The 17,985-nt window shown below is 37.1% G+C and carries 18 protein-coding genes, 1 pseudogene and 1 riboswitch; of the genes and pseudogenes, 9 read left to right on the top strand and 10 right to left on the bottom strand.

Annotated features, from left to right (window positions below; translation table 11 throughout):
* Positions 1-11: 11 nt before the first annotated feature.
* The gene (locus CWR45_RS03710) at positions 12-599 is read left to right on the top strand and encodes a biotin transporter BioY (RefSeq protein WP_115748457.1); all 588 of its coding nucleotides are present in this window, start codon (positions 12-14) and stop codon (positions 597-599) included.
* 246 nt (positions 600-845) lie between these two features.
* Positions 846-1,319: a divergent PAP2 family protein gene (locus CWR45_RS03705; RefSeq protein WP_115748456.1), complete on the top strand. Its 474-nt coding sequence runs from the start codon at positions 846-848 to the stop codon at positions 1,317-1,319.
* Between the two features lie 144 nt (positions 1,320-1,463).
* Here CWR45_RS03705 and CWR45_RS03700 read toward each other — a convergent pair whose 3' ends face one another.
* The 3 genes from CWR45_RS03700 to CWR45_RS03690 all read right to left on the bottom strand — a co-directional run bounded on the left by CWR45_RS03700 (position 1,464) and on the right by CWR45_RS03690 (position 3,917).
* The gene (locus CWR45_RS03700) at positions 1,464-2,138 is read right to left on the bottom strand and encodes a 3D domain-containing protein (protein WP_115748455.1); all 675 of its coding nucleotides are present in this window, start codon (positions 2,136-2,138) and stop codon (positions 1,464-1,466) included.
* 60 nt (positions 2,139-2,198) lie between these two features.
* Positions 2,199-2,510: a YuiB family protein gene (locus CWR45_RS03695; protein ID WP_115748454.1), complete on the bottom strand. Its 312-nt coding sequence runs from the start codon at positions 2,508-2,510 to the stop codon at positions 2,199-2,201.
* 189 nt (positions 2,511-2,699) lie between these two features.
* Complete coding sequence (locus CWR45_RS03690) at positions 2,700-3,917, bottom strand: NAD(P)/FAD-dependent oxidoreductase (protein WP_115748453.1); 1,218 nt, start codon at positions 3,915-3,917, stop codon at positions 2,700-2,702.
* Between the two features lie 360 nt (positions 3,918-4,277).
* Between CWR45_RS03690 and CWR45_RS03685 the strand changes: the two genes are divergently transcribed.
* Positions 4,278-5,273: an NAD(P)/FAD-dependent oxidoreductase gene (locus CWR45_RS03685; RefSeq protein ID WP_115748452.1), complete on the top strand. Its 996-nt coding sequence runs from the start codon at positions 4,278-4,280 to the stop codon at positions 5,271-5,273.
* 449 nt (positions 5,274-5,722) lie between these two features.
* Here the strand turns inward: CWR45_RS03685 and CWR45_RS03680 are convergent, their stop codons facing one another.
* The gene (locus tag CWR45_RS03680; protein WP_115748502.1) at positions 5,723-6,079 is read right to left on the bottom strand and encodes a HesB/IscA family protein; all 357 of its coding nucleotides are present in this window, start codon (positions 6,077-6,079) and stop codon (positions 5,723-5,725) included.
* A gap of 583 nt (positions 6,080-6,662) precedes the next feature.
* Here CWR45_RS03680 and CWR45_RS03675 point away from each other — a divergent pair.
* Entirely contained in the window at positions 6,663-6,887 is a 225-nt protein-coding gene (locus CWR45_RS03675) for a NifU family protein (protein ID WP_087972712.1), read from the top strand.
* Between the two features lie 115 nt (positions 6,888-7,002).
* On the opposite strand, the gene CWR45_RS03670 is transcribed toward CWR45_RS03675, so the two are convergent.
* Together CWR45_RS03670 and CWR45_RS03665 are read right to left on the bottom strand one after the other, a co-directional pair.
* A complete protein-coding gene (locus CWR45_RS03670; RefSeq protein WP_115748501.1) occupies positions 7,003-7,968 on the bottom strand; it encodes a 2-hydroxyacid dehydrogenase in 966 nt (321 codons plus the stop codon).
* Between the two features lie 114 nt (positions 7,969-8,082).
* The gene (locus tag CWR45_RS03665) at positions 8,083-9,060 is read right to left on the bottom strand and encodes a protein kinase family protein (protein ID WP_115748451.1); all 978 of its coding nucleotides are present in this window, start codon (positions 9,058-9,060) and stop codon (positions 8,083-8,085) included.
* A gap of 82 nt (positions 9,061-9,142) precedes the next feature.
* Here CWR45_RS03665 and CWR45_RS03660 point away from each other — a divergent pair, with 82 nt between their 5' ends.
* On the top strand, positions 9,143-9,637 hold the full coding sequence (locus tag CWR45_RS03660) for a phosphatidylglycerophosphatase A family protein (RefSeq protein WP_115748450.1): 495 nt from the start codon (positions 9,143-9,145) through the stop codon (positions 9,635-9,637).
* Positions 9,638-10,098: 461 nt separating this feature from the next.
* Positions 10,099-11,235 (top strand): annotated as a pseudogene (locus tag CWR45_RS03655) (alcohol dehydrogenase catalytic domain-containing protein).
* Positions 11,236-11,421: 186 nt separating this feature from the next.
* On the opposite strand, the gene CWR45_RS03650 reads toward CWR45_RS03655, so the two are convergent.
* On the bottom strand, positions 11,422-12,192 hold the full coding sequence (locus CWR45_RS03650) for a TIGR01457 family HAD-type hydrolase (RefSeq protein ID WP_115748449.1): 771 nt from the start codon (positions 12,190-12,192) through the stop codon (positions 11,422-11,424).
* Between the two features lie 57 nt (positions 12,193-12,249).
* Positions 12,250-12,690 carry a DUF86 domain-containing protein gene (locus CWR45_RS03645; protein ID WP_115748448.1) on the bottom strand — a complete coding sequence of 147 codons (441 nt, stop codon included), beginning with the start codon at positions 12,688-12,690 and terminating at the stop codon, positions 12,250-12,252.
* A gap of 146 nt (positions 12,691-12,836) precedes the next feature.
* Between CWR45_RS03645 and CWR45_RS03640 the strand changes: the two genes are divergently transcribed.
* Positions 12,837-14,264, top strand: coding sequence for an amidase (locus CWR45_RS03640; protein ID WP_115748447.1), 1,428 nt, complete (start codon positions 12,837-12,839; stop codon positions 14,262-14,264).
* A 179-nt stretch (positions 14,265-14,443) separates the two neighbouring features.
* Positions 14,444-14,578, top strand: a complete 135-nt coding sequence (locus tag CWR45_RS20270; protein ID WP_281271824.1) for a hypothetical protein — start codon at positions 14,444-14,446, stop codon at positions 14,576-14,578.
* 69 nt (positions 14,579-14,647) lie between these two features.
* Here the strand turns inward: CWR45_RS20270 and CWR45_RS03635 are convergent, their stop codons facing one another.
* Positions 14,648-14,923 (bottom strand): YutD family protein, encoded by a 276-nt coding sequence (locus CWR45_RS03635; protein WP_115748446.1) that lies wholly within the window; start codon positions 14,921-14,923, stop codon positions 14,648-14,650.
* 124 nt (positions 14,924-15,047) lie between these two features.
* On the opposite strand from CWR45_RS03635, the gene CWR45_RS03630 reads away from it, so the two are divergent.
* Positions 15,048-16,022, top strand: a complete 975-nt coding sequence (locus CWR45_RS03630) for a M23 family metallopeptidase (RefSeq protein ID WP_115748445.1) — start codon at positions 15,048-15,050, stop codon at positions 16,020-16,022.
* 53 nt (positions 16,023-16,075) lie between these two features.
* Here CWR45_RS03630 and CWR45_RS03625 read toward each other — a convergent pair whose 3' ends face one another.
* The gene (locus tag CWR45_RS03625; protein WP_115748444.1) at positions 16,076-17,635 is read right to left on the bottom strand and encodes a Na+/H+ antiporter NhaC family protein; all 1,560 of its coding nucleotides are present in this window, start codon (positions 17,633-17,635) and stop codon (positions 16,076-16,078) included.
* A gap of 143 nt (positions 17,636-17,778) precedes the next feature.
* Positions 17,779-17,956: riboswitch (Lysine riboswitch) on the bottom strand.
* Positions 17,957-17,985: the final 29 nt, after the last annotated feature.

Below are 17,985 nucleotides of genomic sequence, written 5' to 3'. Positions count from 1 at the left end.
GGGGGAGTAATATGAGACGTTTACGTGCAATTGATTTAACATATGGGGCAGTATTTGTTTGCTTAATGGCTATTGGCGCGAATATTACCGTATGGTTTCCTATATTAGCCGTTCCAATCGGCGGTACATCTGTTCCATTATCTTTACAAACATTCTTTGCAATCTTAGCTGGTTTCATGTTAGGAAAAAGACTTGGTTCATTATCCATGCTTACATACTTATTACTAGGCACAGCAGGTGTGCCAATATTTGCAGGACTTGAAGGTGGACCATTCGCTTTAATAAGTCCCACAGGCGGATTCATCATTTCCTTTATATTTGTTGCCTATTTCGTCGGTCTTATCGCTGAGTGGTATAAGTCTCCATCAATATTAATCTACACAGTTGCAGCCATTATTGGATTACTTATTAATTATGGGTTAGGTGTTTCGTATATGTATATTGCCATGAACACATGGCTCGAGCTCACAATATCTTACTCCATCGCCTGGATTGGAATGATTCCATTCTTGATAAAGGATGCGATACTTTCTATTGTAGCAGCTACCTTCATGGTAAACATAACGAAACGATTACCGTTACTCTGGCAACGAGCGTAATTTAACTATTGGTACGAAGGCTTATCAAGAGCCTTCGCTTTTTGTTTCCTTATTTTACATTTTTTCTGGTTGAAAACAGAATCCCCATAGACCTCCCCACTTTATTTACCTTCACACACTCATATGGTAAAATAACAACATCATTTATTAATCGAACCATCGAGATAATCTATTGTAATAAAATATCGATGAACTGCACACAATAGAGTTCTACTTAATGGAGCAGAAAGGACGTAGAATATAGATATGGAATTATTTATGAATTTCCCGCTTTGGGCAGCATTAATTGCTATTGTTTTTGCCCAGGTAGTTAAAATCCCAATAAGATTTATTGCAACGAGAGAATTCACACCTAGTTTAGCATTTAGCACCGGTGGAATGCCAAGCAGCCACTCTGCTGCAGTTACAGCCCTAACAACAGGTATCGGCATCGTCGACGGCGTTACAAGCACTATTTTCGCCCTTTCTGCTGTGTTTAGTGTTATCACGATGTTTGATGCCTCAGGAGTCCGAAGACACGCAGGTGAGCAAGCCGTTGTCTTAAATCGGTTATTGAAGGATTTCCAACTATTCTTTGATGGAGCAAAGGATTGGAATAGAAAAGAAGAATATGAAAAACGTAAGGAATTAAAAGAACTCCTAGGGCATCAGCCAAGCGAAGTATTTATAGGCGGCATAACTGGAATCCTCATCGCCTTTCTGTTATATTCCTTTTATTAAAAAAACCTACGAAATAGCCCAGAAAACAAAAAGCTACTGTCAGTAGCGGAACACATTGCATATTCTGAGCGATTAATACTAATAGCAAAAACGAAACAAGACCTCCAATCATGGAAGTCTTGTTTTTCATACTTATTCAACTATTTATTGGCGAAATACTTGTAATGCCTCTGTTTCATTTAATTGAACTAAAGTTTCTTCTGTTAATGTTCCGTCACCGATTTCTACAATATATACATCGAGCTCACGTTTCCCCCATTCGGCGAATACATCATCTACCGTATGATAGTATAGATCAATTTTATTCCCAGTAATGGCACTTCCCTTATCCGCTACAACACCATACCCATAATCTGGAATGTAGAGAATTGTTCCAATTGGATAAACATCTAAATCTGCAGCAATGGTAGAATACAAGTCTCGCTTCACTTTAACACCCGAAAAGGTTATACCATATTCAGGATGGGAGCTTGTTTTCCCAGTTGATTCCACCCCTGCAGTATATCCTGTCGCAACGACGGTAGCAGTCGGATACTGATCAAAGTCAATTACCTCTTCCAGTGAGTTTGGTCCCTTTATTTCATCATTCGAGATTAATGTTTTCTTTCCTTCTACGATGTTTAAATGCTTATCCTTCAAGGCTACCTGTCGATACTCTGATGCTTGCTGTACATGGCTTAGACGGTCATTATAAATATTCTCAGTCAACGTTTTAATATCTTGAAACGTCACATTTGATATCGATGATGCTGTGACGATTAATGCTGCCAAAAATAACAGCGTCATAACGATTCTTCGTATAAACAATTTTAATTCCATGATTAACACCTCTCTGGATGTCATCATGTCCAATCTGAGAGGAATTATGCATGAAATCTATTAAAACATTCGATAGCCGCTCTTACGTAATAGTTTTATAACGATACCCGAAACGATAGTTCCAGCAAAACCAGCCAGTAAAATAATGATGTCTACTGTGGTTAAATTCATTAATTTATTACCTAAAGCAGAGAAGGCATTTCTGGTATTTGTAAAATATTCCCACGTAGAAATATTATCGATTATGAGAATAATGATAACAGGATATAAATATGACATTACCCATGTTTTTCTAATCAACATATTTAGAATAAATGCAATACCAAAAAAGATAACAAAATATAATAATATGGAAACGACTAATTGTACCAATGTGGAAACTCCCCCCGTATCCCCTATGTAATCATACAACCTTAATCTTATAATAAAACAAAGAAAAAGCAAAGGCATACAACTGCCCTTGCTTAAGCGTGTGCATAGTGAACAAAGCGCATGCTCCTGTTCAGCGAAGCACTGAGGTAAGGTAAGTCTCCCTAGGAGCACGGCGCTTACGCTTGACGATTAGTAAAAGAAATTAAACTTTCCTTTCTTCATTACTAAGCCTATTCCACCAAGTTTTAAAAGATATCGGTTATCGATAATTTTCTTCATCACAGAAGCTTTCCAACCAAATACTTTCCGGTTATTTAAAACAACACCTATTGCATCATGGTGTCCGAGCGATGCTACAGTACCTAATGATTTTGCTTTAAATGGCTCTGTTGCTTTTCCTTCGATCAATGCCTTAATGTTATGCGCGATAACTGAAGATTGTTGGATAGCAATTTGTGCAGTTGGTGGAAATGGGCTATCCGTTTCTTTATCAATAATCATTGCACAGTCACCGACAACAAAAACATCGTCATATTCTGGTGAACGTAAGTCGTCTCTTACTTCAACTTTCCCACAATTTGTCTCAAAACCAGATTGTTCAACAATACAATTTGCTCTTACCCCTGCAGACCATATGATGGTCTTCGAAGGAATTTCACATTTTTTACCATCTTTTTCATAAATAACCGAGTCCTGTGTACATTCTTTAATTGCTGCATTTGTAACAAACTCAACGCCACGAGATTGAAGAGAGGTCATAGCATATTCAACTAATTGAGGATCAAAGCCTTGCAGAACTGTAGATGAGGCTTCTAAAATAATAACACGTACGAGTGCTTTCTCAATATCATATTCGGCACTCAGCTCTGGTATACGGTTGACCAATTCACCTGCAAATTCCATGCCTGTGAAACCTCCGCCGCCAATCACAATATTCAAACGCGCATTATCATTCACTTTATCAAGATGATAATTCGCAAAATTATATTCTAAATGCTCTCTAATTAAGCGAGCGCTATTAATACTTTCAATTGAAAATGCATGATCTCTAATCCCTGGTATTCCAAATGTCGTCTTCTCAAATCCTAAGCCAATGACAAGCATATCATACGCTAATTCTCCGTTTTTCAGCTTCACCTTTTTTTCAGAAGGATTAATTGAAACAACGGTATCAATAATAAAATCAACCTTATTCATATCCACGACTTCTTTAATTGGGATTCTTGTCCGATCATGATGCAAAGTACCAGCAGCATTTTCATGTAGCCATGTTGTTTGATAGTGATAATCTTCCTTGTTCACAAGGGTAATCTTAATTTGCCCTATTCCAAATAGTTTCTGCAATTTCACTGTAGTCATGATTCCGCCATACCCGGCACCAATGATTACTACATGTGGCTTATGCATATTTTTCACTTCCAATATTTAAATTATGTTGACCTGTTTTTAATAGAAAAACAGGTAAGTAATCAAACTATAATCATTTTGTTACACATTTGTAATATATGCCCATTGCTTATAGTAGCGGTTTTCGTTATTTTTTTCAACCCTTAATAGCTAATTTGTAATTGGGATAAATTTCCAATAATGTTAATTAAAGTAAACGTACCTTCTTACAGACGGAAATTTCTTATCTTTGGTTATTTGTTCTTAGATTCATTAGCCAAGACGTTTTCTTTAATCATAATTTGCATTGCTACTCAGTATCGATTGGTTTGTGTTAAAATTGAGATATGAATAATTAGAAAGAAATGAGGTATTTTTTCCATGTCTGAAAATGTATATGACATTACGATTATTGGCGCAGGTCCCATCGGTTTATTTACAGCGTTTTATGGTGGTATGCGTCAAGCAAGTGTTAAAATAATCGAAAGCTTACCACAAGTCGGTGGACAATTATCTGCCCTATATCCAGAGAAGTATATATACGACGTTGCAGGGTTTCCGAAAGTTCGTGCCCAGGATTTAGTAGATAATCTAGAAAAACAAGCAAGCGTATTCGAGCCGTCAATCGTACTTAATCAAGCAATTGATACGGTCGAGCGCTTAGACGATGATTCCTTTAAGCTTACATCGAATACTGGTGAAATCCATTATACGAGAACCATAATAATCACTGCGGGGAATGGTGCTTTTCAGCCTCGTCGTTTAAACATTGGGGATAGCGAACAATTCGAAGGGAATAATCTTCATTATTACGTGAAGGACATGAACCAGTTTAAGGGTCAGCATGTTGCACTATTAGGTGGTGGAGATTCCGCTGTCGACTGGGCCTTGATGCTTGAGCAAGTCGCTGATAAAGTAACGCTCATCCATCGTCGTGATCAATTCCGTGCACATGAGCATAGTGTCGCTAAACTCCAAGCTTCCACTGTAAATATCGTTACTCCATTTGTTCCAACTGAAATTATGACATCCGATAAGATTGAGAGGCTAATTTTAGAAGAGGTAAAAGGCGATCGGAAAATGGAGCTTACGGTAGATTCAATTCTTTGTAATTATGGATTCATTTCTACACTTGGACCAATTAAGGAATGGGGATTGGACATTGAGAAAAATAGTATCGTTGTCAATTCCAAAATGGAAACAAATATCCCTGGAATTTATGCAGCAGGTGACATCTGTACATATGATGGGAAAGTGAAACTAATCGCTACTGGATTCGGTGAAGGACCAACCGCAGTTAATCATGCGAAACAATACATCGATCCGAAAGCAAGATTACAACCAAAGCATTCATCAGATATGGATTTACCTGTTTGATAAAACAAAAGCTTAAAGCTAGTTTGTGCTGTGTACGGACTGTGCCCCGCAGTTTGGGGTGGATCGACGTGTCGAACATTCCTTCTTAGGAGATAAAGGAAACTCTTTGGGAGCGCAAGCGAGTCGATGTTGACTTTCACGCAAGGGTATAAGCGCGACTAAGCCTCATGTGTAAACAATCGGCAAGTCTTCTTTATCGTACGGAGATGATGGAAGTCTCGCTAGGAGCACCGGCGCTGGAGCTGGACGCGACCTCTCCTGTTATGGGATTTGAAAAAGGGGATTTTTTTATACTTTGCTATTATATTAGGAAGCTAAGGTTTAACCAAGCTTTTCGGTGACACCTTAGCTGCACTTATTCATTAAGAAAGTTTGTGGACTCTCTTAACTACCAAAAAAGCAGCAGAGGAAGATAAATCCATTGCTGCTTTTTGTTGTTTATGATTTTATTAGCAATCCCCAGGTGTTCCAACATTTTCCTTCGTTCTAAAAGAGGAACCACAACCACATGAAAGAATAGCGTTTGGATTTTCGATGCTGAATCCGCCGCCCATCATATTTTGTTTAAAATCAATTGTAGTTCCTTCGATAACAGGAATATCCTGACTAAAAATCGCTATTGGGATTCCATTTATTTCTTCTACTGTATCTAATTCATCGTTAACTTCATAATCAAATCCTAATGAGTAAGATAACCCACTGCATCCGCCACCTCTGACCCCAAAGCGGAGAACGGCATCAGCAGATTCTTCTTTCATCATTTCTCTTATTTGCATACTTGCATTTTCTGTTAAATTAATGATCATTTCTTTCCCCTCCGATTCCTTTTCATACATTAGCTTCCTATAATAATTATACAAATAACTATTCTGTTATACAACTAAATGATTTATGCCAATTGTTTCATTTATCAATAGGGACATAACTTAGGATGGGAATTACTCACAGGCCAGTCGCTCAGAAATACACTTCGCTTTCCGCGGGGCCTGGTGAGTCTTCGTGTATTTCTTCCGCTGAAAATAGATGTAGAATCTAAATACAAAATAATGAACTCGAGTATGTCACTTGTTCGTAATTTATATCGAATATAAATATCAATAATCAGTTAAAAATGAAATAGATTTTATGTTGGAACGAGTAACTTCAATCCCAATTTTAAAAGCAGCCAAGCATTATGATGCCCTCTCCTTGAACCTTCTTTTATTAAACACCTATCAATTGCTTAATTCTTTTTATTTACAAAATCAGAATTTAGGAATACAATAATAGAGAATAGTTATCAATTAGGCAATTTTGATTGTGTATGGTAAAATATTATATAACTTACTCAATAGTTTTTAAAAGAATTTCATAATATAATATAGGTGTGTGGGAAGGAGAAGGTGGATTATGCAAGAACAAGTACAAGAAGTATTAAATAAGTTGCGTCCATTCTTACTGCGTGACGGTGGAGATGTAGAATTGATTGATGTTGATGATGAAGGTATTGTCCTTCTTCGTCTTATGGGTGCTTGTGGAAACTGCCCAAGTTCTACAATTACATTAAAAGCAGGAATTGAACGTGCATTAATGGCTGAGGTTCCTGGTGTTAAAGAAATCGAACAAGTTTTTTAAATAAATCATTCTAAAGGTAGACAGTCAATGAACTGCACCCCAATTTTTAGACACACTCTAACAATTGGTGGTGCAGTTTTTTATTCAGGTCCATTTATAATTGTCTGTTTAGCACTTACCGAATTGCTGTTTTTGCTCCTGTTCCACTGAGTACCCCTGCAATATTATCCATGCAAAGACGAATCATCTCTGTTCGTGTTTCTTCGCTTGCAGAACCAATATGTGGAATACATACCACATTGTCTAATTGCATCAGTGGATGATCACTGGTGATTGGTTCCACTTCAAATACATCAAGACCTGCAGCTTTAATTGTTTTCGTCCGAATTGCCTCTACAAGTGCATCCTCATCTACTGTTGCACCTCGAGAAATGTTGATAAAAATAGCAGTCTGCTTCATCTTTTCAAATGCTGCTTTGTTGAAAATTTTATTCGTCTCTGGTGTGAACGGCACAACAGAAACGATGAAATCTGCCTCACCAATCAATTGCTCGAAGCTTACATAGGTTGCTTGCAATTCTTCTTCAGCGGCCGGTTTGCGTGAGCGATTGTGGTAAAGGATGTTCATACCAAATCCCTTGGCTCTTCTTGCAATTGCTTCTCCAATTCGGCCCATACCTACAATGCCAATGGTTTTATGATGAATGTCAGCCCCTGCAAGCAAAAAAGGAGCCCAGTTTTGCCATTTATTTGTTTTAATATAATGATTCGCTTCCACGATTCGGCGAGCAGTAGCCATTAATAATGCAAATCCTAAATCTGCAGTTGTTTCTGTTAATACGTCCGGTGTATTCGTTGCAATGACCCCATGTTCACTCGCTGCTTCTAAATCAATATTGTCGTACCCTACTGCTAAATTAGAAACGACTTTTAAGTTATGCGCATGCTGTAATAGTTCTTCATCGATTTTGTCACTTAGCATGCAGAAAAGTCCATCTATATCTTTTACTTCTTTTAATAAAATATCTCTCGGTACAGGTTCCTCTTCTTTCCCCCACATGCGGATTTCGAATAAGTCAGCATAAGGTGCAAGTACAGCTTCATTTAATTTTCTTGTAATATAAATACGTTTTTTCTCCAGCCTTCTCCCTCTCTTCATTAGTAAACTAAGGTTTAACCACGGCTTTCGGTGACTGCCTTAGTTGACTTATACAGTAAGATAGTCAACATACTTTCTTAACTACCTAAATATTCCTTACATTAACCATTGTACCACAGGAATATTCCATGTATCTGAATCCACCCCAACACTTTGATAAAATCCGCGCAACCGCTTTTCATAAATTGTTTGTTGCTCTAATAGGGTTGCTAAGTCGATGTATAATTGATCAAAGTCTTCACTAACAAAACCGCGGGAAATCAAGTCGAATATAGGAATTGGATAAAGCAGCCGCCCATAAATGAGTCTCCAGCTAAATACCGATAATGGTCGTGACTCCTGATAATCGAATAGAAAAGCTGTCACCTTCTCATCCGGTTCATTCATTAAAAATTGACGTCTAATATATTCTGCAATATCTCTTACAGGATGATCATAAACCAAATCCTCAGACCAGATAATCGGCTCATGAAGTTGATTCGAGTATCTATTAAATGTGATTGTTCCTTGATCCACCTCATGAAAACGTTGTTCCCCCTCACTTTCTTGTATATATTGAATCGCATTTTCGCTTATTCCAATTAAATATGGTAGGCTATCCATTAAAAGTCGATAATATGCTGTTGGGTGAAGCTTTGCCTCTTGTTCAATTTTTGTCTCAAAAACGGTCAATTTCTCAATCCACAACGCTTTCCATGCACCATAGCTAGATATATTTTTCGGCTCATAACGATAAACCGAACCTAATTGATGAAACATCGCCAGGGCTTTCCCCTCTGTTTGTCGATTTTCCTGCTTTAGCTGTTCAACTCGAAAAACCATATAACTTTTATCAGCAAAGGAGCTAAACCACTCTCCATATAGATTTGGAATTGGCATTGTAATTTGTTTATGGTCATTTTCCATTAAGTAATAGGCAAGTGCGGCTTGTTCCATTAAGATTACTTCCTTGTTGTCACTTGTAGTGGTAAAATAAAATTGATTATCCTGCCTATATCCTTCTTTGCCATGTAACCATATTTTTTCTTCTATTTGGATATTATAATGGGTAGAAAGTAATTCTCTTAAAGGCAACGAAATCCCTCCCCTTCTTATATTATTACTGTATGATTGGAAACATTATATTTTAACTAAAAATGAGAAAAGGTGATTATTAATGGCTGAAAATACAAGTAAAACTGCATTGGAAATTAAGGCAAGGGAAGTATTAAAAGAACGAGGCGTACAATTAGAAAACATCGCGGAACTTGTTTATTATTTACAATCAAGTTACCATGATGATCTAACGATGGAGGAATGTCTCCATAATGTTGACCGTGTTTTAACAAAACGTGAAGTTCAAAATGCCGTATTAACAGGAATCCAGTTGGATATTCTAGCAGAGAAAAAACAACTGTTAGAGCCACTGCAAACGACGATAGAGAATGATGAGGGCTTATATGGTGTTGATGAGATTATCGCATTATCGATTGTTAATGTATATGGGTCAATCGGATTTACGAATTACGGTTACATCGATAAACAAAAACCAGGAATACTTAAAAGATTAAACGATAAATCAACTGGAGAAGTACATACATTTTTAGATGATATTGTTGGTGCTATTGCTGCGGCAGCTTCAAGTAGACTAGCACATAGCAATGAGGAATAACTATTACCCGAGATCTGACAATACATTTAGAAAATGGCTCATTTAAGTGAAACGTTTTTATTAATATACACTTCAGTCATGCAATGTTAGTTTTCTCTTCAGGAAATAAGCTTTCCACAGTGTAGTGGAAAGCTTATTTTTTTCGGAGCAAATTCAATTATATTAATTTTGATTATAGAACCTAGCAAGTGATAATCAAAACTCTAAAATTTTGAAGTGGAGAATCACTATTACAGCATAACTCCCCTCAATGACAGGATGGTTCCATACTATATAGTCATAAAAACTCTCCTATCCAGAAAAATACAGACATGTTTAATTCCTTTAATTACAGCTTAAAAGTGTAATTACCTTGCTGCTTTACTTAACTCATTTCCTTATAAGTAATTACGATAATAGCTTGTTTATTTATACTTAATAGGGAAGACACTTTATCTCATAATTTAAGGGGATGTGAATAAATGAAGGCAGTAACGTTTCAGGGAAAAGAGGCTATGGAAACAAAGAAGGTCGACGACCCCCAAATACATGAAAAGGATGATATGATAGTACGAATTACCGCCAGCGGAATCTGCGGATCGGATCTTCACCTGTATAATGGCGGGATTGTTCCGGAAAAGGATTACGTGGTTGGACATGAACCGATGGTATCGTGGAGGATGTCGGTCCCAATGTGAAAAACTTGAAAATAGGAGATCGTGTCGTTATTCCATTTAATATAGGGTGTGGAGATTTAAATGATGAGAAATCAGCATATGGAACACGTAAATATTCTGCTTGACCACCGTGGTGATTGCCAAAATCATCGCCAAACCCGAATAAACCACCAGGTTCACCATGCGGATTGGAATTGTCACATTGACTTTCCATCTGGTTATTACAGTAGAAGCAATCTAGTTCCAGAATCAAGTGAATTGGAGGACGAACAGTTATTATTATTATCTGACGTCATCCCTACCGCCTATTGGAGTGTAGAACACGGTGGTGTAAAAAAGGGGGACACTGTAATTATTTTGGGAAGTGGTCCAATTGGGCTCATGGCTCAAAAATTCGCTTGGCTTAAGGGAGCAAAACGTGTTATTGCAGTTGACCAAGTAAAACATCGACTAGCGCATGCAAAGAAATCAAATAATGTGGAAACTTATAATTTTAAAGAACATGAAAAAATTGGTCAGCTTTTACATGAAGAAACAAAGGGTGGAGCAGATGTTGTTATTGACTGTGTTGGGATGGATGGGACAGTCCCGCCAAACACAGAATTCGGTTCAAAACAGGATAATCAATTTGGAACGATCAGCCCAATTATTACTGCTTCACAATCTGTACGGAAGTTTGGGACTGTTCAAATAACCGGTGTATATGGTACGGAGGCAAATAACTTCCCTCTTGGTGATTTTTTCACACGGAACGTTTCCTTAAAAATGGGACAAGCACCTGTGATCAATATTATGCCTAAACTGTATAACATGATTGAAAATAAAGAGTTTGATCCAACAGATATTATCACACACCGCGTAAGTTTAGATGAAGCTGCAAAAGCATATGATATTTTCGACAAGAAAGAAGACGGATCCATTAAAGTAATATTCAAACCATAAAAGGATTGGCAGACTCCATTAAGTAATTCAACGTAAATATATTCTTAGAGCGGTGTAGGAAAGTGTTCAATATGCAAATATACAAACTAAACAACCTGCTTCCATTATTCGGAAACAGGTTGTTTATATGAAATAATTAGAACTTGAATTTGAATCAGTAATTTATTTTGGTGATTGTAAAAGCTACTATATATGCTCGATCCATTCACGTAAACTATGGGCATAGTATGTCGGTTGTTTTTCTAGGTTTGGCAATTCTTCAAACGGTGTTACCCCAGTGAATACCATCAATGTATCAATACCTGCATTAATACCTGCACGAATATCGGTGTTATAATTATCTCCTACCATCAATGTTTCTTCTTTGGATAAGCCTAAAATGGATAAAGCTTCCTCCATAATAATTGCCTCTGGCTTTCCAATGAAAATTGGCGCCACACCAGTACTTACTGTTACAACACTTGTTAACGCGCCATTTCCTGGCAGCAGACCACGCTCCGTAGGAATAGCGACATCACTATTTGTGGAAATAAAAGTTGCCCCACTCCGAACCGCAAGTACGGCTTTCACATACTTCTCATAACTGATTTCTCGATCGATCCCAACGATAACATAATCTGGATCTACATCCGTAATGATGAGCTGATTTTCTTCAAGAGCTGAAATTATCCCTTCCTCGCCAATTACATAGCAACGAGCATTTTTCTTTTTACTTTTGATAAAATTAGCAGTTGCTAAACTTGTTGACACCACCTGATTTGGTTTACAAATAATTCCCATTTCATTCAAATTATCCGCTACAGATGCTCTCGTTTTCGAGGAATTGTTTGTTACAAATAAGTAGGGAATGTTTTTCTTAATTAATGTACGGACAAAATCTGCTGCCGCTTCAATTGGCTCTATTCCACGATACATCGTTCCGTCCAAATCAATTAGATAACCTTTATAATTTTTCATCTAACATCCTCGTTTCAATATCATTTCAATATCATCTTCCACTTTACTAAAGCGGATTCATTCGTTTGAAAAAGCATTGGCAACACCTAATGCATTCTTTAAATAACTGTGAATATGTACACTAAATTGCTGAAGTATTGCTTTCTTTGTTAATAGCATATCCTGTAGTAATTTATGGTCGATAGTCCGATACTCATGTATTAAAGCTTTTCGTAACCGGATGAATGTTTTGTAATCCCCTTCTTCTTCAGCCGGGATCACTTTTTCATCTACAAGGATATCAATAATATCCTCATATCCACCTGGATCGCGCATAATAAAACCATCAATCATCATATTCCCAACATCAATAATTGACTCAATTAACATATGGACCATTCGTTCAAGGCCTAGTTTTTCCTTAAAGGAAACAAAGTTATTTTTATGCGATACCTCATCTAGTATTTTCCCCATATATAAAAGCGTTTCTTCAATTTTACTTTGGTCTACGAAATACATATGTATTACCTCCGATTGACATTATTCAATAATATCATATCATATATATTATGAAGATACAGACTTGAATGATATAGTTGGCATAAGCGGTTTGTAGAATGGAATAATATAAGTATTAATAAAGTGTAACGAAGAAGGTATGATAGATGGGTGTAAATTCAATTATCGATATGGACGCAACAGCGATTGCTGAAAAAATTAAACAAGGTGAGCTCACAAGTGTTGATGCTGTTACCGCTTATATCAATCATATAAAAAAGGTAAACCCTAACATTAATGCATTAGTGGAAGAGCGTTTTTCTGACGCGTTAAAAGAGGCAGAAGAGCTGGATTTAATGAGTCAAAACGGCAATAGTATCGGGCCGCTACATGGAGTACCGATAAGTGTAAAAGAAGCCTTCCATATTACAAATATGAAAACAACCGCCGGATTAGTTCATCGCCAGGATTTGATTTCAAGAGAAGATGCTGTGGTTATTTCCAAATTAAAGGCCAAGGGAGCTATTATTTTAGGTAAAACGAATACCCCTACTCTTTGCTTTAATCAAGAAACTGAAAATAAATTATATGGCAGAACGAATAATCCTTGGGATGTTACAAAAACTGCTGGTGGTTCAAGTGGTGGAGAAGGTGCTTTACTAGCTGTTGGTGGTTCCGCGGTTGGTATTGCTTCCGATATTGGCGGCTCTATTCGAATCCCTGCGCATTTTAATGGTGTCGTAGGATTTAAACCTGGAATGAATCAAGTTCCAGCAGAGGGACATTTTCCTGCTCCAAGCGACCCAATTCAAGAAAGAATGTTTGCCGTTGGTCCGATGGGCAAGTCAGTTCGTGATATGCGACTAATCTACCAGATTATTTCAGAAAAACCGATTCGAACAAAGCATTTGCAATCTTTTAAAATGGAAATTTTACCTAGTAATATGGGCTATCCTTTATCAGATAATACAAAGGAATTTCTAAATGAAATTGAGTATCTTTTGGAGAAGTCCGTATCAACGAAACGAACCGTACCTCCATTCTTTGATGAGAGTGCTCAAATTTGGCAAGATATCATATCCATGGGAGGCAGCGACTTACTCGAAAAGGAAGCATACAGCAATGATCGTTCAAATATTTTTAAAGCGTTTCTAAGGGAGAAGCTCTCTCAAAGAACTGCCATACACCCTAATCTATCTCGTGCAATTATCGCTTCAAAAATGTTCAAGCCTTCAGTGAAACGAATACGAGAAGTAAAGGAAGTTCTTCAGCAAGGCGATGTTCGATTAGCAGATTATATGAAAAATCGGATATTAATCTTCCCTATCTATCATTCAAGTGCGCTGACACATGGAAAGGTATATCAGGAAATATTTTCATTGCGGAAAACTTTTCTAAATGTCATGCCATATGTAGCATATGCTAATGTTTGGGGATTACCTGCGTTATCTATTCCAGTTGGGATGGACGAAAATAATATGCCAATTAGCATCCAATTAATGAGTTCAATTGGTAATGAGGATGTACTATTTCGCTTAGGAAGAATTCTCGAGAAGAAATTTAAAGGTTATACCCGTTGTCGAAATTATGATTAATCCCTTTCATAACATTTCCCTTTTTGCAAAGACTATAATAGACATGCTCAATTAACTTTAACTGTTTTTGAATTTGTTAAGAAAAGGTTTATTTTTTGCAATTTACAAAGGGTAGTAGCCATATTTCATTAGCAACAATCATTCAATAAACACCCTTTGTTAATGAAAGGATGAATGTAATGAGAAGGAAAGGAAAGAATTATAACGATTTTTCTAATGCAGGGTTAAATAAAACTCAACCCGTCCCAGAGGAATTTCCTGATGGAGCATTTGGTTCACCTAAGAAAGAAAAAAGAAATGTTAAAATAAAATAGAAGAACTATGTGCAGTTTCATAAGTAATTGGAAGTAAACAACCATCGTTCCAAACGAAACGATGGTTGTTTACTTCGTTACCTTCTTAATGACAAAATACGCACAGCCAAAATTGCAATATTCATATAAGTAATCATCCAATGTATTTATTTGCATATCAATTGCAGCTTTAGGATGTCGATCTCGATAAAACCCTTTTAAACGTAGCTGTTCATATCCCCAATCGCCCACGATATAATCATATTTTGCCAAAATATCTGAGTAACGTTCTTTTAGAGCTTCTTCTTGAAAGCCATTCTTAATATTCTCTACTATCTTATAATGCTTACCATGTAATTCAATCAAACAATTCACCCCGCTATCACTGCTCTTAGTTTACCATAAAATGCATTCAAGTAAATAACAATAATTATATGCATGATTTCATGAGTAAACAGCAAACTATGGACAAGGACGTCGAAGGAGGTTAATGATTGAATTGAACTTGTTACGCATTCTAGTTTTGTGCTTATTATTTGTCATGATATTTACCTCAACGGCTTATGCTGAAGAAGAGTCTATTTACGATAAGCGCATGGCATTGTTTAAGAAAACGGAAGCATTAACACAAATTCCTTGGTATTATTTTGCAGCGATAGACAATTATGAACGAAATATTAAAGATAGCAGTGAACCTGAGCAGGTTATCTCCATCACTTTTCCATCAGAATCATGGTTTGGGATAGGAAACCCTTCCTCAAATATGGATGTAAGATCCATCACGTTTTTTGATGGAATCGGTGTCGATGGTAACGATGACGGTCAGGCAGATCCGACAAACGCAGAGGATGTCCTGCAAACGATGGCAAATCTCCTTTTAGAATATGGACAAACAGACGAAGATATTAAGATCGCCCTCTGGGAATATTATCAACGCGATCTCACAGTTCAAACGATCATGAATACAGCGAAGGTCTTCCAAACATACCAGTCAATTAATTTAACTGATCGGGATTTTCCTGTATCACTTCAGCATAATTACAGTTACCGGAGTACTTGGGGAGCCCGTCGGGGATTCGGTGGACTGCGAATTCATGAGGGGACAGATATTTTTGCAGGATATGGAACACCAATTAAGTCGACAACCTTTGGCGTAGTTGAATTGATGGGTTGGAATTTATACGGTGGTTGGCGCGTCGGAATTCGCGATATTTATAATATTTATCACTATTATGCTCACATGAACGGCTATAGTGAAGGACTAAAGGTTGGACAGGTAGTCAAACCTGGGGATGTCCTCGGCAGTGTTGGTTCTAGCGGCTATGGTCCACCAGGTACATCAGGTAAGTTTCCACCCCATCTACATTACGGAATGTATAAGGATAATGGGTATAGTGAATGGTCATTTGATCCCTATCCTTACCTACAAAGATGGGAAAGAATGGCAAGGCAGAAGAAGAATTAATGAACGGCCCCCTGTAGTTATGACAGGGGGCCGTTCTTTTCATTTTAATTTATTTAATTTACTGAAGTTTTTTTAGCAATTAATAGATGCTGAACGAAAACTGCAGCTGCTAGCAGCACGACCGAAACAAATAGTGCAAGGACTACTTGATTGGTAAAACCAATCACTAAGAAACCAATTGCTGCAATAATTGCTGACATTATTGCATATGGAAGCTGTGTCAGCACATGATCCATATGGTTCGAGCCTGCTCCTGTTGCGGAAAGTATCGTCGTATCAGAGATTGGTGAACAATGATCACCAAATACAGAACCTGATAGGATAGCTGCAAGAGCAGGTAAAAGTAATTGACTATCTGTATGCATCATTATTTCAACACCGATTGGCAGCATCATACCAAATGTTCCCCATGAAGTTCCAGTTGCTAGAGACATCAATAGAGTAACAGCAAAGAAAATGATAGGTATGAAGCTGACATTAATGGAAGCATTATTTACGATCTCTGCTAAATAAGCTCCTATTTTCAGTGTGCTGATAACTGAACCTACCATCCATGCCAATAGTAAAATATTTATTGCGGGCAGCATAGTTTTTAATCCCTCAACAAATATTTTTCCAACATTTTCACGTGGCTGTTTTTGTGAAAAATGAAAAATGGCAGATGTTAGTACAGCCATAAACCCACCAATAAATAATGATAAATTTACATTCGTATTGGCAAAAGCTGTTATTATGCTTGCTTTTCCTTCTGTAGCCTGAATTCCTGTAACTAGCATTGCAACAATTGTTGCAACAAACAGCATGATAATCGGAACAATTAAATGATATACTCTTCCGTTTTTATTTGGCTCAAATACATCACTCAAATCCCCTGGCACATTATTTTGCTTTGGATCCAATAGCTCTCCGGTTTGGACAGCTCTATCTTCATGTGTTCGCATTGGACCAATATTAAAATTAAAGATTGCCACAATAAATACGAGTAAGACTGCTATTATTGCATAAAAATTATGTGGAATCATCATGATAAATGCTTCAATAGGCTGCATCGATGTTATTCCATTGGCAGCGAATAAACCACCTAATATACCAATAATATACGCACCCCAACTGGAAATAGGTGATAATACAGTTACTGGTGCTGCCATTGAATCAATAAAATACGCTAACTTCGCTCGTGATACCCGATGACGGTCTGTCAATGGCCGAGCAATTTGTCCAATGGATAAACTGCTGAAATAATCATCAATGAAAATAATGATGCCGAGTATTCCTGTCATTATCTGTGCACCAGCACGGGTTTTCACTCGTTTCATCATCCACTCACCAAATGCCCTGCTCCCTCCGGATGCTTGAAGAAATGCTGTCATAATACCTAGTAAAAACAGGAAGACTAATAATAAAATATTTCCCCAATTTGGCGAGCCATCAACTACAAATATTCCATAAAATACTAGCCAAACTTCTTTTAGAGATTCCACTATATTAAAATCGTGGATAAATAACGCTCCAACGATAATTCCTGTTCCTAGTGATAAAAGAACTTTCCTTGTCACTAATACGAGAATCAACATGATTACTGCTGGTATTAGTGAATAAATTGTACCTTCCATTTTTCCTACCTCCGTATTGAACTTGATGTATAGAGGGAGATTCTAGATGAAATAAACTGGATTTTGTATACTAAATTAATGCACAAAAAAACAATGACAGAAAATAACTATCATTGTTTCTACAATATACGTTATCCTCCATTTCGATCAGTAGTTCCCCACACTCTTTGTAAAAGCATGACAGTATAACTCTTGTTCAAAGATACACCAGCAATAATAAGCTCGACTCTTATTACACTTCGGCAAGCAATCCTTTTATCAACAATCATCGTTGTCATTCTCCTGTTGATTACTAATATTACTTGCACCTCTACCTCACCGATCTGATAAGGTCATATTCAATTTACAGT

Source organism: Oceanobacillus chungangensis, from assembly GCF_003369565.1.
In the GTDB taxonomy this organism is placed as follows: Bacteria; Bacillota; Bacilli; order Bacillales; family Amphibacillaceae; genus Oceanobacillus; species Oceanobacillus chungangensis.
This window is presented reverse-complemented; position numbering and strand designations above follow the sequence as displayed.

Bases quoted from the DNA above. Each gene is read 5' to 3' on its own strand.
- CWR45_RS03710 (WP_115748457.1), top strand. From the start codon at position 12: ATGAGACGTTTACGTGCAATTGATTTAACATATGGGGCAGTATTTGTT.
- CWR45_RS03705 (WP_115748456.1), top strand. From the start codon at position 846: ATGGAATTATTTATGAATTTCCCGCTTTGGGCAGCATTAATTGCTATT.
- CWR45_RS03700 (WP_115748455.1), bottom strand. From the start codon at position 2,138: ATGGAATTAAAATTGTTTATACGAAGAATCGTTATGACGCTGTTATTT.
- CWR45_RS03690 (WP_115748453.1), bottom strand. From the start codon at position 3,917: ATGCATAAGCCACATGTAGTAATCATTGGTGCCGGGTATGGCGGAATC.
- CWR45_RS03685 (WP_115748452.1), top strand. From the start codon at position 4,278: ATGTCTGAAAATGTATATGACATTACGATTATTGGCGCAGGTCCCATC.
- CWR45_RS03680 (WP_115748502.1), bottom strand. From the start codon at position 6,079: ATGATCATTAATTTAACAGAAAATGCAAGTATGCAAATAAGAGAAATG.
- CWR45_RS03675 (WP_087972712.1), top strand. From the start codon at position 6,663: ATGCAAGAACAAGTACAAGAAGTATTAAATAAGTTGCGTCCATTCTTA.
- CWR45_RS03660 (WP_115748450.1), top strand. From the start codon at position 9,143: ATGGCTGAAAATACAAGTAAAACTGCATTGGAAATTAAGGCAAGGGAA.
- CWR45_RS03650 (WP_115748449.1), bottom strand. From the start codon at position 12,192: ATGAAAAATTATAAAGGTTATCTAATTGATTTGGACGGAACGATGTAT.
- CWR45_RS03645 (WP_115748448.1), bottom strand. From the start codon at position 12,690: ATGTATTTCGTAGACCAAAGTAAAATTGAAGAAACGCTTTTATATATG.
- CWR45_RS03640 (WP_115748447.1), top strand. From the start codon at position 12,837: ATGGGTGTAAATTCAATTATCGATATGGACGCAACAGCGATTGCTGAA.
- CWR45_RS20270 (WP_281271824.1), top strand. From the start codon at position 14,444: ATGAGAAGGAAAGGAAAGAATTATAACGATTTTTCTAATGCAGGGTTA.
- CWR45_RS03630 (WP_115748445.1), top strand. From the start codon at position 15,048: ATGATTGAATTGAACTTGTTACGCATTCTAGTTTTGTGCTTATTATTT.
- CWR45_RS03625 (WP_115748444.1), bottom strand. From the start codon at position 17,635: ATGGAAGGTACAATTTATTCACTAATACCAGCAGTAATCATGTTGATT.